10 protein-coding genes are annotated in these 14,062 nt (G+C 32.9%); 7 read left to right on the top strand and 3 right to left on the bottom strand.

From position 1 onward, the window contains the following. Window positions 1–2: 2 nt before the first annotated feature. Together NU08_RS04505 and NU08_RS04500 are read left to right on the top strand one after the other, a co-directional pair. Window positions 3–2,210 carry a TonB-dependent receptor gene (locus NU08_RS04505; protein ID WP_129746045.1) on the top strand — a complete coding sequence of 736 codons (2,208 nt, stop codon included), beginning with the start codon at window positions 3–5 and terminating at the stop codon, window positions 2,208–2,210. A gap of 49 nt (window positions 2,211–2,259) precedes the next feature. After that, window positions 2,260–3,483 (top strand): hypothetical protein, encoded by a 1,224-nt coding sequence (locus NU08_RS04500; protein ID WP_129746044.1) that lies wholly within the window; start codon window positions 2,260–2,262, stop codon window positions 3,481–3,483. A gap of 150 nt (window positions 3,484–3,633) precedes the next feature. Here NU08_RS04500 and trxA read toward each other — a convergent pair whose 3' ends face one another. Beyond that, window positions 3,634–3,951 carry a thioredoxin gene (gene trxA / locus NU08_RS04495; protein ID WP_008466289.1) on the bottom strand — a complete coding sequence of 106 codons (318 nt, stop codon included), beginning with the start codon at window positions 3,949–3,951 and terminating at the stop codon, window positions 3,634–3,636. 232 nt (window positions 3,952–4,183) lie between these two features. On the opposite strand from trxA, the gene NU08_RS04490 reads away from it, so the two are divergent. From NU08_RS04490 to NU08_RS04475, 4 genes are all read left to right on the top strand, one after another. Beyond that, entirely contained in the window at window positions 4,184–6,655 is a 2,472-nt protein-coding gene (locus NU08_RS04490) for an AsmA-like C-terminal region-containing protein (RefSeq protein ID WP_129746043.1), read from the top strand. Between the two features lie 302 nt (window positions 6,656–6,957). Beyond that, window positions 6,958–8,025 (top strand): DNA (cytosine-5-)-methyltransferase, encoded by a 1,068-nt coding sequence (gene dcm, locus NU08_RS04485; protein ID WP_129746042.1) that lies wholly within the window; start codon window positions 6,958–6,960, stop codon window positions 8,023–8,025. Window position 8,026: 1 nt separating this feature from the next. Beyond that, entirely contained in the window at window positions 8,027–10,741 is a 2,715-nt protein-coding gene (locus NU08_RS04480) for an ATP-binding protein (protein WP_129746041.1), read from the top strand. A 9-nt stretch (window positions 10,742–10,750) separates the two neighbouring features. Next, on the top strand, window positions 10,751–12,166 hold the full coding sequence (locus NU08_RS04475; RefSeq protein WP_129746040.1) for a hypothetical protein: 1,416 nt from the start codon (window positions 10,751–10,753) through the stop codon (window positions 12,164–12,166). 45 nt (window positions 12,167–12,211) lie between these two features. Here the strand turns inward: NU08_RS04475 and NU08_RS04470 are convergent, their stop codons facing one another. After that, the gene (locus NU08_RS04470) at window positions 12,212–12,445 is read right to left on the bottom strand and encodes a hypothetical protein (protein ID WP_129746039.1); all 234 of its coding nucleotides are present in this window, start codon (window positions 12,443–12,445) and stop codon (window positions 12,212–12,214) included. Between the two features lie 343 nt (window positions 12,446–12,788). Here NU08_RS04470 and NU08_RS04465 point away from each other — a divergent pair, with 343 nt between their 5' ends. Next, window positions 12,789–13,103, top strand: a complete 315-nt coding sequence (locus NU08_RS04465; protein WP_129746038.1) for an HPF/RaiA family ribosome-associated protein — start codon at window positions 12,789–12,791, stop codon at window positions 13,101–13,103. A 99-nt stretch (window positions 13,104–13,202) separates the two neighbouring features. Here NU08_RS04465 and NU08_RS04460 read toward each other — a convergent pair whose 3' ends face one another. Next, window positions 13,203–13,862: a hypothetical protein gene (locus NU08_RS04460; RefSeq protein WP_129746037.1), complete on the bottom strand. Its 660-nt coding sequence runs from the start codon at window positions 13,860–13,862 to the stop codon at window positions 13,203–13,205. Window positions 13,863–14,062 lie beyond the last annotated feature (200 nt).

The raw sequence follows: 14,062 nt of genomic DNA, 5'->3' as shown, positions 1-14,062 counted from the left end.
TAATGAAGAATGTCCTATCCAAGTATTGGAAATATTGTTTTTTACTCATCAGTTTATTGTTTTCAGCCGAAGCTTTTTCTCAAAATCAGCCTTCAGAAAAAAAATCAGAAATTAAAGAGCTAGAGGAAGTTTTAATCAGCAATAATACTGTTCAGAAACGCAAAAAAGAAGAATCGCTGAATGTTGAAACGGTAAACAATAGTTTTATTCAGCGTAATCTTGGCGGAAGTTTGATGCAGTCTTTGCAGAAATTGCCTGGCGTTAAAACCATTTCGATTGGTTCTGGAGGTTCTAAACCGCTTATTCGTGGTTTGAGTTTTAATCAGGTTATTGTGGTTGAGAATGGTTTGAAACACGAAGGTCAGCAATGGGGTGCCGATCACGGACTGGAAATCGATCAATATGCTGTCAATCGAGTAGAAATTATAAAAGGCCCTTCTTCATTTATTTACGGATCTGATGCTGTCGGCGGTGCGATAAATATTAAACCGCTTCCACTTCCGTTGCAAAATACTTTTGGCGGAAGCGTTGATCTTACAGGAAAAAGCAACAATGCGCAATTTGGAAGTTCAATTAATTTATTCGGAAGAAACAAAAACTGGTTCTTTGATTCGCGTGTTACCACAATGGATTACGGCGATTATCGCGTTCCGACAGATGTGGTGCATGTGTATAGTTACGCTGTCCCGTTGTACAAAAATCATTTGCGAAATACGGCTGGAAAAGAACTTGATTTTCATTTGAGCACGGGTTATTCTGGCGAGCATTTTAAATCGGTTTTCTATTTCAGCAATGTGCATACCAAAAGCGGATTTTTCGCGAATGCGCATGGACTTGAACCTCGAAATGTAGATCTTGAATTACACGACAAATCAAGCCGTGATATTTTGATGCCGTATCAGCAAGTCAATCATTTAAAGGTTAGCAATACGACTTCTTTTCAATTGGGAAATCATGCTTTTGAGACGCAAATTGGTTTTCAGAATAACTTTAGAAGAGAATATAGCCATTATGTGAATCATGGTTATATGCCTCCAATTTATCCAGAAGATATGTACGCTCCACAGGATTTGGAACGCCAATATGATAAAGATGTTTGGTCGTTTTCGGCTAAAGATGAATTCAGAATTAATAATCATCAAATTACAATTGGTTCGAATGTAGTTTCCCAACAAAATGAAATTAGCGGATGGAGTTTCCTTATTCCCGCTTTTTCGCAATTCAACGCCGGTGCATTTGTTTATGATAAAATCGAACTGAACGAAAAATGGTGGCTGAATGGCGCGATTCGCTATGATTACGGAACTATTAAAATGAAATCGTATTACGATTGGTTTCAAAGTCCTGTATCTGAAAACAATCAGACGCAAATGGAATATTTACAGCGTTCTCAAGATTTAACCAAAACTTTTGACAGCTTTACGTGGTCTGCAGGAATCAATTATAATCCTGGAAATCTTTCGCTGAAAGCCAATTTAGGATCAAGCTTTAGAATGCCGATTGCCAAAGAACTGGCTTCAAACGGTGTAAATTATCATTATTTCAGATTCGAAAAAGGAAATCCGAATTTGGATGCAGAACGTTCGTATCAATTGGATTTGGGAATAGAATGGCAACAGCACAACTGGTCTTTTCAGCTGACTCCGTTTGTGAACTATTTTCCAAATTTCATTTATTTAAACCCAACCTCAGCACATGATATTTATTATGGAGCAGGAAATCAGGTTTTTGAATATGAACAAAGTAAAGTCTTTCGCTACGGCGCAGAATTGCAGACGCGTTATTATTTCCTAGAATCTTTAAGCGCAGAAATTGGTGCCGAATATCTTTATTCAGAACAAAAATCAGGAAGCAAAAAAGGCTATACGCTCCCGTTCTCGCCTCCGCCTTCTGTTTTGTTTGGATTGAATTATGAACCGCAAATCAGCTTTCTAAAAGAACCTTATTTTTCTGTTGATTATCGTTTTACGGCACAGCAAAATAATATTGTTCCGCCTGAGAAAAAAACGGCTGAAAGTCATGTCTTTAATTTGGCTTTAGGATCAAAAATAAAAACAGGAAAACAAGATATCAGCATCAATATTCAGATCCAAAATTTATTCAATACAAGATATTTAAATCACACTAGCTTTTATCGACTTATCGAACTTCCAGAAGCGGGACGAAACATTATTGTTTCTATGAAGATTCCGTTTTTGATTTCGCGATAAGCAAACCATTCAAAACTCAATTATTTACAAATTTTAATCCTTTATTACAATGAAAAACAAGTTTTACAAATTACTATTTTTATTTGCAGTTTCGCTTTTTGCGGTTTCGTGCAGCAACGACGATGACAACCATGACGATCATGATCATGATCACGACACTTCAGAAGAACACACTTTTGTTCGAGTTTTACTTTCTGACGAAAAAACTACTGAGCTAACGCTTTTTGATCCGCATGAAGATAAAATCAGTTCTTTTACGGCAAAATTTGCTAAAGCCTCTTTGTACACAACAGAATCTGGACGTTATGCAGGAATTGTTCACAGAGACAATAATTTTGTAGAAACTTTCGACAGCGGATTGGAATTACACGGCGATCATATTGATGTTGATGATGTTCCGAAATTTGGAATTTTAGCGACAAGCGCATTAAAACCAACACATTTTAAAAGTAAAATTGGCGAAATCCTAACTTTTAACGACGGAGACGGAACGCTTTCTGTTGGTAAAGAAGCTGATGTAAACAAAGCTGGCTCAACTTTCAAAACGATAAATGCAGGTTTATTGGCGCATCACGGTGCAATGGCAACTTTTACAAACGGAACTTATGCGATTACAGTAAAAGATAATTCGGTTACGGGAACGCTTCCTGAAAAAGTAAAAATTATTGACAATACAGGAAAAACGCTTTTTGATGCTAAACTACAGACAAAAGGAATTCACGGAAATGCTTCAGACGGCGTTTATGCTGTTTTTGGTTCGTCAAGCGGAATTTTGGTTGTAGAAAGTAACGGAAACCAAAAACTAATTGATCATCCATCAGATTTTGGAACGGCTTGGTTCGGGAGCATTTTAGAAACGGCTTCTGCTGGAAAATTCATTGGCTATACAGCCGCAAAAGGCGCATTTTTAATTGATGTTGTGGCTAATACTGTAAAACCAATTATTCAGAACACAACCATTATGCAATGCAAAACAAGTTACGATCGTAAAAAACTGGCTGTTTTATTGCATTCAGGAGAATTTAAACTTTATGATATCAGCAGTTTACAAGCGGTAAAAGAAACTAAAGCAACTTCAGAAACGGCTACAGATGCTACACTAAAACCTCAAATGGCAGTTACAGATCGTTTTGCTTATATCACTTCGCCAACAACTGGAGAATTACTACAGGTAAACCTTTCTACATTGGCAATCAAAAAGACTAAGGTTTCTAGCACACCTTATATGATTACGGTTTTGGGTTATGAAAACAGCGAAACTCACAGCCACTAATTGATTTTCAAACAAAATAAAAAGGTTTTCTGCCACGAATTTCACAAATTTTCACAAATTTAATTCGTGAAATTTGTGGCAAAAAAAACAAACCCAATAAAAAAGGTCCAACTTTCGTCGGACCTTTTTTATATTAATCGTAATCTAAGATTACAATAAAGCGTCTAAACTATCTGCGTAGGCTTGTTTCGGAGCTACTCCTACTTGTTTTCCTACTACTTCACCATTTTGAAACACCAAAACGGTTGGTATGTTACGCACACCATATTTTGCAGCAAATTCTTGGTTAGCATCTACATCTACTTTACCAACAACTACTTTACCAGCGTACTCTTCGCTTAATTGGTCAATGATTGGACCAACCATTCTACAAGGACCACACCATGCTGCCCAAAAATCCACCATTACTGGTTTATCTGATTTTAAAACTACTTCATCAAAAGTAGCATCTGTTATTGCTAATGCCATAATATATTAAGATTAAAATTAGGTCTGAAATATCAACTTTCAAACTACAGTACAAATTTAAAAATTTAAAATAAATCAAACACCATTACTAAATTAGTTTTCATTATAAATGTATTGTCAATAATTATAAACTGTATAACGCTAAATTTACAATTTATTTACCTGAAAATCAAACCAATAAACTTTTTAGCATTTTTTTAGTATCTTTAGTATATCCAAAAACGCGATTAATATGAAAGAAACTTTATCCAAAACAAAATCCTTTCTGCAATCTGATTCTTTTAAAAAATATGCCAAACGCTTTGGATATTTTATTCTTGGCCTAATCGCGATTCTTCTACTTGCCTGCGGAGGTTTGTCAATATATTTCAACCGAAATAAAGCCGAAATTATTGCCAAAGTCAATACCAAAATCAACGAAAATATAAATGGCAAATTTCATATTGGCGATTTTCATTATAAGTTTCTAACGGGTTTCCCGAATTTTACATTGGCGTTGAATGATGTCGAAATAAAAGACAATCAATGGCAAAGCCACAAACATACTTTGTTAAGAGCAAAAGAAATTGAAGCGCGTTTGAATATTTTGAGTTTATTGAAGCACGAAGTCAATATTCATAAAATCTTGATCAACGACGCTGATATTTATATCTACAAAGCTGAAAATGGTTATTCTAATGCCAATATTTTTAAACCCAAAAAGAAGAAACCGCAAACCGATAAAGAAAAGCCCGAAACTACCATTGATGAAGTAAACCTCAATAAGGTTCACGTAGTTATTGACAATCATTTAGGTCATAAATTGTTTGATTTTGATGTGGCGAGTTTAGAATCGAAAGTAAATTATGAAGATGACAGCTGGCAAACCAATTTGTTTTTGAAAACCAAAATTAACAGTCTTGCCTTTAATACCGTTCACGGAAGTTTTGCCAAAGAAAAAATTCTCGAAGGCAATTTTGATATTTCGTATGCTGAAGCCAATCAGAAAATAGATATTAAAACCAAAGGACTTAAAATTGGTTCTGATGTTTTTGACATCATCGCTTTCTTTAATATCGGAAAAAACAATTCGCTATTCGGAATCAATATCGGGACGGATATTTTATGGCGAAATGCTTCCAATTTATTATCGGCAAATATTAGTTCGAAACTCAATCAATTCGACATCAAAAAACCGATTAAGGTAAACTGCGACATAAAAGGCGATTTGAATGTTGAGGGCGATCCGAAAATTGTGGTTCAGGCAGATGTTCGCGATAACGAATTAACGATTCCTGACGGCTTGTTTACGAATTGCAGTTTTAAAGGAATTTTTACTAACACTTTTAAACCCGAAAAGGAATCCAGCGATCCGAACTCGGCTATTATTCTGAACAATTTTAAAGCCGAATATCAAAGTATTCCGCTGACCATTGCGCAAGCCGTAATTAATAATTTAGAAAAACCCATTGCGACAGGAGTTGTAAATGCCGATTTTGATATTTCGAAATTAAACGGGCTGATGAATGAAAAAATGCTTCATTTTGAAAGCGGTCATGCCAAAGCCAATTTAAAATTTCAGTTTGATATTGTCGATCTGTACATCAATAAACCAAAATTTACAGGCGACGTTGATATTGCTGATGCCACATTCGATTATATTCCGAAAAGGATTCATGCCGAAAAAACCGCAGTACAATTGTCATTTACGCAAGAGGCGCTTTACATTAAAAAAATTGCGTACAAACACAAAAAGAACATTATTCGTATTGACGGAAAAATCGATAATTTCTTGAATCTCTATTATGACGCACCCGAAAAAATGGTGGTAAATTGGAATATCTATTGTCCAAATATTGACGTAAAACAGTTTTTGGGCGTTTTGCAAAATTCGCCGAAACAAAAAGTGGCAGTAAAAAAACCCGTTAAACAAAATGTCAATTTTACGAACCAATTAAGATCGGTAATCGAAAAATGTACGGCTGTAATTAATCTTAAAGCCGATAAAATCACGTATGGCGCGCTTACGGCAACCAATACGCAGGCAACGCTGCAAATGCTAAATTCTAAAATACTGCTTAAAAACGGAACATTAAATACTTCTGGCGGAAGCATAACCTTTAGCGGTTCTGTTGAGCCAAGCGGAAATCGGTATATTTTTACCTCAAATGCGCAGGTAAACCGTGTAGATATTGCAAGTTTTTTAAGATCTTTCAACAATTTCGGAATCAAGTCTTTTAGTCCGAAAAACATTCGCGGGCGATTAACTAGCAATGCCAATGTTGTTGGTTTAATGAGCAGCACGGGTGATTTGATCATGAATTCTATGAAAGGAAAACTCGATTTTAATGTTAACCAAGGCGCCTTAATCAATTTTGAACCAATTATGAAAGTGGGCAAATTTGCTTTTCCGTTTCGCGATGTTGAAAATATTACTTTCAGCGATTTATCGGGCTCGCTCAATCTTCGCGGCGAACAAGTCGATGTCAATAAACTTACCATAAGTTCCAGCGTTCTCAACCTAGACGCAGAAGGCGTTTATTCTTTTGGACGAGGCACCAATCTAGCGCTTACCGTTCCGCTAAGAAATTCTAAAAACGACGCCAAACTCGCCACCAAAGAAGAACGAAAAGCCGTTCGCGAAAAGGGCATTGTCCTACATTTGATCGCTTATGATAATGAAGGAAAAATGAAGGTTAAGTGGGGGAAGAAGGATAAGGGGTAAAAAAAACTCGTTTTTTGTCATTATAAAAAACCGTATAAATACTCTATATTTTATTTAAAACAATTGATATAATTGTCCTAAAATAAATTATGATTTTCCATAATCAATATAACTAGTTTAAAGCTATATTTGTTTTTAAATTTATTATCATTTTTTTGTTTAGAAAAAATTTTATTTTAACACGAAAAAATGCATGTAAATTAAAGTAAAATATGTTTTGAAGCAAAAAAATTAAGGAGAATGGCAATTCTTCTTAAGCATAGAAAAAGCTTTACGCAAACATTTAAGATAGAATTTAAATTATGGAGAATAATCTCAAATTTATTGATTTATATGCTGGAATAGGAGGGTTTCGTTTTGCTTTTGAAGCGGCAGGTGGAATTTGCAAATTTTCTTCTGAATGGGACAAATACTCACAATTAACATATAAAGCATTTCATGGTGAAACTCCGTTCGGAGACATTCATCAAATAAATGATATTGAAAATCAAATCCCTGATCATAACGTTTTAGCGGCAGGATTTCCATGCCAGCCATTTTCACTTGCGGGGGTTTCAAAAAAAAATAGTTTAGGACGATTACATGGTTTTGATGACCCAACTCAAGGCACAGAATTTTTTAAAATAAAAGAAATTTTAAGATTGAAAAAACCTGTAGCATTTTTTTTAGAAAATGTAAAAAATCTAAAAAGTCACGACAATGGAAAAACGTTTGAAATAATAAAGGAATCGCTTGAAAAAATAGGCTACATATTTGAAACTAGAATAATTGATGCGTCAAAATGGGTTCCTCAACATAGGGAAAGAATTTATTTTGTAGGATTTAGAGCTGATCTAAATATATCAAAAAAAGAAATTCTTGAACTTTTTCCAGATTCCCCCAAAAACAGGATTTATGAACTTGAAGACATTCTGATTCCAGAAAAAGAGCTTAATAAGAAATATGAAGAAAAATATACAGTTGGGCCAGGAACATGGGATACTTTATTAAGACATAAAAAAAATCATATTGAAAAAGGAAATGGTTTTGGATATGGTTTAATAACAAAACCATATGGAGATAAAATTACACGAACAATCTCTGCTAGGTATCATAAAGATGGTGCTGAAATATTAATTGAACAAAAAGGTAAAAGACCAAGAAGATTAACACCTTTAGAAGCTTGTAAATTACAAGGTTTTCCAGAAAAATGCTATGCTTTTTTTAACGGTTTGAAAACACAACCTGTTTCTGATACACAAGCATACAGACAATTCGGGAATTCAGTTGCATACCCTGTAATAAAAGACATTGCAAAAAACATTTCAAATTTTATTCATGAAAGAGATTTATTAAACAATGATCTTGGAATAAACAAAAAAGCTGTTTAAAATGGATATTTTAAAAAAGGCCATAGATGCTGTTAAAAAAAACGAATTAAATTTCTTCAAATTCCTTCGCGCTAATGAAGTTGGCGCCACAGGCAGTCATCAATCAGGTATTCTTATTTCTAAAGCTTCACATCAAATTATGTTTGATGGACCATCTCCAAAAATTAAAACAGAAAGAACCGTAAACATTACTTGGCCAAATGGCAGAATATCAGATTGCCATTTCAAATATTACGACTCAAAAAATGAATTTAGAATCACCAATTTTGGGAAAAACTTTGACTATTTATCTCCCAAATCTTTAGGCGGATTATTTATTCTTTCCATGTTAGATTATGAAAATTATGAAGGATATTTTTTATTCGAAGAAAACGAAATCGAAGAATTTTTAAAAGAATTTAATCTCTCTAAAAATGAAGATAATAGATTAATAATAAAGACGAACCAAACAACTTTTAATTTATCTGAAATTGACACTCCAAAAATCAACTTAAACAAAAAAACAGAAAGTCTTGATGATATAGAAATTCCTGCAAATTTTAAATCAAGAGCAAGACTTTTACCTCAATTAGGCGATATGCTTATCAAAAGTGAAGATGTTGCTTTTTTAGAGTTGTTAAAAAATTCCTACGACGCCGATGCAACAAAAGTTACGGTATTAATGGATCAGCTAGATTCCAAAGACAATAGCATAATTATTATTGAAGACAATGGTCATGGAATGGATTCAGAAACGATAACTGATGTCTGGCTTGAACTTGGTAGCGACTACAAAGTAAATAAAGCCAAAGAATTAAAACTCAAAGTTACTGACGAAAAGCAACGAATGCCAATAGGGGAAAAAGGAATTGGAAGATTAGGTGTTCACAAATTGGGTAATGAAATAGAATTGATAAGTAAAAAAATCGACCAAAATGAAGTATATGTTAAAATCAATTGGGAAGATTTTGATGAAAACATAAACGATATTGATGAAAAAGGAAATAGAATAAAAAGATACATAGAAGATATTAATATAATTGTAATTGAAAGAGCTATTCCAAAACATTTTACAAAAAAAGATGCACATGGCACTTTCATTGCAATAAGCAATTTAAAATCAAATTGGACTAGAACAAAAATTAGAGATGTTCAACGAACAATTACATCCTTGAGTTCGCCTTTTGATAATAACAATGAAGAATTTAAGGTTGACTTCAAAGTAATGGATAAACCCGCTTGGCTCGATAATATTGTTACTTGGGAAAATATTAAAGATTTAGCACTTTATCACTTTGAAGCTGAAATTGAAGGTCACGAAATCACGAAATTCAATTATAATTTTACTCCTTTCGCAGTTTTTGAAAAAGTTGATAAAAGAAATCGAAAGTATACCAATAATGAAAATGATAACGATTTTAGCGAAAACGACGAATTAATTCTAAGTCATCATACTTTAAAAAGAAGAAACGAAAAAAATGAAAAAGAAAGTTTCTCTGTTTCCAAAAAACATATAGGAAAAATACGAATCCAAGGATATGTTTTTGATCTTGAGAGTTACGTTTTAAATGAAGTTTTAGACAAAAAAGGATTGAAAGAATATCTCAAATCTAATTCAGGTGTTAAAGTTTTTAGAGACGATATGAGAGTTTACAACTATGGAGAGCCCGATAATGATTGGTTAGAATTAAACTTAAGTCGAGTAAATAGTCCTGGAGAAAAAATAAGCAATAACATCATTGTGTGTGGTGTTTTTCTAGATAGAGAAAACAGCACTGGTTTAGAAGAAAAAACCAATCGGGAAGGTTTTATTGAAAATCAGCACTTTTTTGATTTTAAAAACGCTGTAACCCACACAATAGAGCTTTTTGAAATACTTAGAAAAAGCGACAAAAAATTACTACGAGATAAATATGGCCCAACAAAAAAAAGTGAGCCGGTTTTATCATCAATTGCTAAACTACAAACTTTAGTTACAAAAAAAGTAAAAGATACTGAAATCGCTAAAGAAATCAACAATCATCTTTTTGAAATTGAAAGTAATTACAAATTAATGCAAGATAGACTTCTTAAAACTTCTAGCGCAGGTCTTGGCCTTGGTATTGTTTTACATGAAATAGAAAAAGTAATTCAAGAACTTTACGAAGTAGTCCGTAATGATTCGTCTATGCTTAAAAATGTAAACAGCTTAGTAACTAGATTATCCAAATTAGTTAATGGCTATTCTGAAATGTTTAGAAAGACGGGCTCTAAAATTGTATCATTAACTGACGTCATTGAAGATTCATTATTTTCGGTTGAATTTAGATTAAAAAAACATGAGACAAAAATCATTAAAGCTTACGAAAGAAAAAATCAAATCAAATTAAATTTAGCAAAAGGTCTAATTGAAGGGATTATTATAAATCTAATTGACAATTCTCTTTATTGGCTAGATGTAGCTTTGGAAGAACATAAAACAATTAAAGACAAGCTAATATTTATAGATATAATTGAAAACGAAAATACAGTTGAAATAATTATTGCTGATAACGGAACTGGTTTTTTAATTCCTACGGATATTGCTATAGAACCTATGGAGACAGGAAAAAAAGCGGGATTAGGATTAGGATTAAATATTGCCCATGAAATTATGTTAACACAAAAAGGAAATTTGACATTTCCTGATTTTGATGACTACGAAATACCAAATGAATTTAGAAAAGGAGCTTTAGTCTCTTTAGTTTTTAAAAAATAACTATTTTATATGATATCTAACTATTTCTCGTCTGGCAATGTATATGTTATTGATGATATCTTTGAGGAAGCAAAGCCAATAATCGACTCTCTTTACAAACATCAAATTCCACATATTTTTTCAGATGGAAGCAGAAGTAATTTACCCAAAACACCTCAACATGTAAGGTTAATTTTTTTAGATTTAAATTTATATCCTGCCACAAATCCTGCAAGTGTTAATGACTTTAAGAGTAAACATTCTTCAATACTAAATGCTCTGTTAGCAAATAACTCTAGTAGCTATATTGTCTTAATTTGGAGCAAAGAAGAAGATACAAAACTTGCTGATTTTAAAGATATGCTAGAAGATAAAGCTTATCAGCTTTCACATAGAAAACCAATTGAAATAATTGAATTAAACAAAAAAAGTTATTTTAATGAAATAAGTAATGATAACGGAGATACAGAATATGAATTTATTGATGGTAAAGAACAAGAATTACATGATTTAATAAATGAAAAATTAAAAGAAAATGATGCTTTTAAAACGCTTACTAGTTGGGAAACAATAATTAAAAAATCAAGTAACAAAACTGTTGATTATATTTTTGAATTGGCACAAAATGAAGTAGATCAAAAAAAGAAATTAAAAGAACTTATTTCATCTTTATCAATTTCATATCTTGGATATGGTAATTTTTTTGAAAAATTGAATGGTGATAATCAAAGAAGAACTGATGGATTTTTCTATGCCTTAAGTGAGTTAATTGATGATGAAATCGAGAAAGAAATATTCTTAAACAAACAATACGAATTTTCTGATTGGTGCACAGAGGAAGAATTAAAAAAAATAAATCTTGATTTTACATCAAAATTAAATTCAAAATTTTTAATTTCTAAGGACACCCATAATAATGAACTTACTGGCTCAATTTATAAAGTTTCTAAAACTAAACATCCATATGTGGATATTCTTAATGACTGCATTGAAGCTGACAAACTAAATCCTTTTATTAAAGCATACAATGAAGGCAAAACCAAACCTGAAGAACAAGTAGATAAAAAAAATTATATAAAAAGAAGATTTAGAAAACATGTAACTGAAAATATTTTTATTCCAATAGAATTAAACATAACTCCATTATGTGATATTGTGCAAAAAAAAGAAAAATATTATCGACTTATTCCAGGTATGTTAATAAGGAGTGATTATCATAGCTGTTTAAAAAGATCTAGCGAACGAGACTTTCAATCTCCTGTATTTTATTTAGATAATTACAATTCTAGTTATAAATTAGTACTTGATTACAGGTTTTTTCATTCTTCACTTAAAAAAGAAATTAATAAATTAGATAAAATATTTACTTTACGAAAAAACTTTGTCGATGATATACAACTAAAATTATCTAATCATGTAAGCCGATTGGGAGTTCTAAATTTATAAAATCAAAAAAAAAGCCACTCCTTCAAGTGGCTTTTTCTCATTGTCTTACTCAATCCCCAAATAAGGATCAAGAATTTCTGCTAATTCATTTAACCAATAGAAACCATCTTCAATATTTACGGTTTCGGTTTTCATAAATCCATCTTCTCGTATTGCATTTAACGCAATTAGGAAATTTACTTGCCTAATGGTTTTCGCCATACTTTTAGAATCAATTGAATTGTTGAAGAATTCAGTTAACCTCAATTCGGTTTCTTTGGAAAGGGTGTTGGTACTCATAATTTTGCATTTAGGAATTATAAAACCCGTATAGCTTAGGTGTCCTACGCTGCAAAGAGCGTTGCGATTGTTTCCAATATCGCCACCATACTACACGGGCAAGAAAATTTTTTGTATTCATAATATTTTGCATTTAGGAATTGCAAACATACGAAACAAAACAATTAACTGTAAGTTTTTTCTTTATTTATAAATTAAAATACTTTGAGTATATTTTCTCCAAATCGAAATTACAAAATTGAAAAATAAATCAATTTAAAATTTCATAATATTTCCTTAACCTACTTGTCTTTTATCTTTAAAATCGATAAGTTTGAGAATGAATCATTAAATTTTATTTGTTATGAAAGTACAAATCAACACCGACAAAAACATTGAAGGAAGTGCAAGATTAGAAAGCTATTTTTCTGGAGAAGTAGAAAAAAGCTTAGACCGTTTTCAAGATAAAATTACTCGCGTAGAAATTCATTTTGGAGATGAAAATGGAGAAAAATTCAGCTTGCATGACAAAAAATGTGTGATTGAAGTTCGTCCTGTAAAACTACAGCCTATTACGGTTACAGAACATGCAGAAACACTTGAAAAAGCTTTCAGCGGTGCATTGGCCAAAGCTAAAAAAACATTGACGAGCACTTTCGAAAAAATTAAAGCGCATTAAATTTAAAAATATTTATAAAGTGACAAAGGCACAAAGGTGCAAAGTGACAAAGGAAAAAACTTAGAACCTTTGTTACTTTGCACCTTTGTCACTTTTCTATTATTTAGGCAACGGTGCACCAACTGCAATATCGCAACGGTGGCCTGGTTTTCCGTGCGGCGGATTCATTCCGTCTGCAACTGTCGCTTCATTTCCTTCTGTGCTTAACAATGCAGGAACTGGGTTTGATGCTGGAGGAGTAACGCTAAAGTTTTGAGTAACTGTTCCGCTTTGAGCAGTATTTGTCGTTGTTGCAGTTGTTGTTGCTTTAGGCGAGTTTAAAGGCGCTCCAACAGGAATATCACATCTATGTCCTGGCTGTCCGTGTGGTGGATTCATTCCTTTTGCCACTTTAACTGGCGCGGCAGTTGTAGTCGTAACCATTTTCTGCTGAGTTGGATTCACCTGTACGGTTTGTCCTTGAGTTGCCTGCACTTGCTGAGTCGGTGCAGAATTTAAAGGCGCTCCAACCGCAATATCGCAACGGTGGCCCGGCTGTCCGTGAGCAGGATTGATTCCTTTAGTATCGCTTAAAACTGTATTTGGATTTGCTGCTGAAGTTTGTACCACTGGCGCAGCGGGTTTAGTTGTATCTTTTGCAAGTCCTAATCTTACTAATTCTGAGGTTGCTGTGCTTTCTTGCGGTTCTAATTCCTTTTTACAGGAAACGAACAATAGAGAAGTTATAGCGAGTGAACTTATAAGTAATTTTGCCTTCATGACTGGGGTATTTGTATTGATGAATCAAATATAGTGGTTTTTTGAGAGATTAAATGACATGAACATTGTTAATGATAATTTAATGAGGTACAAAGGTATATAGTTGCAAAGGTACATAGTCATTAGGCATCTTAAAATAAACTTTGCGCCTTGGTGCCTTTGTGGCAATAATTGGGTTTTCTTTAGTTTTCTTATATCAC

Source organism: Flavobacterium anhuiense (assembly GCF_004151235.1).
GTDB lineage: Bacteria > Bacteroidota > Bacteroidia > Flavobacteriales > Flavobacteriaceae > Flavobacterium > Flavobacterium anhuiense_A.
This window is presented reverse-complemented; position numbering and strand designations above follow the sequence as displayed.

Bases quoted from the DNA above. Each gene is read 5' to 3' on its own strand.
- NU08_RS04505 (WP_129746045.1), top strand. From the start codon at position 3: ATGAAGAATGTCCTATCCAAGTATTGGAAATATTGTTTTTTACTCATC.
- NU08_RS04500 (WP_129746044.1), top strand. From the start codon at position 2,260: ATGAAAAACAAGTTTTACAAATTACTATTTTTATTTGCAGTTTCGCTT.
- trxA (WP_008466289.1), bottom strand. From the start codon at position 3,951: ATGGCATTAGCAATAACAGATGCTACTTTTGATGAAGTAGTTTTAAAA.
- NU08_RS04490 (WP_129746043.1), top strand. From the start codon at position 4,184: ATGAAAGAAACTTTATCCAAAACAAAATCCTTTCTGCAATCTGATTCT.
- dcm (WP_129746042.1), top strand. From the start codon at position 6,958: ATGGAGAATAATCTCAAATTTATTGATTTATATGCTGGAATAGGAGGG.
- NU08_RS04480 (WP_129746041.1), top strand. From the start codon at position 8,027: ATGGATATTTTAAAAAAGGCCATAGATGCTGTTAAAAAAAACGAATTA.
- NU08_RS04475 (WP_129746040.1), top strand. From the start codon at position 10,751: ATGATATCTAACTATTTCTCGTCTGGCAATGTATATGTTATTGATGAT.
- NU08_RS04470 (WP_129746039.1), bottom strand. From the start codon at position 12,445: ATGAGTACCAACACCCTTTCCAAAGAAACCGAATTGAGGTTAACTGAA.
- NU08_RS04465 (WP_129746038.1), top strand. From the start codon at position 12,789: ATGAAAGTACAAATCAACACCGACAAAAACATTGAAGGAAGTGCAAGA.
- NU08_RS04460 (WP_129746037.1), bottom strand. From the start codon at position 13,862: ATGAAGGCAAAATTACTTATAAGTTCACTCGCTATAACTTCTCTATTG.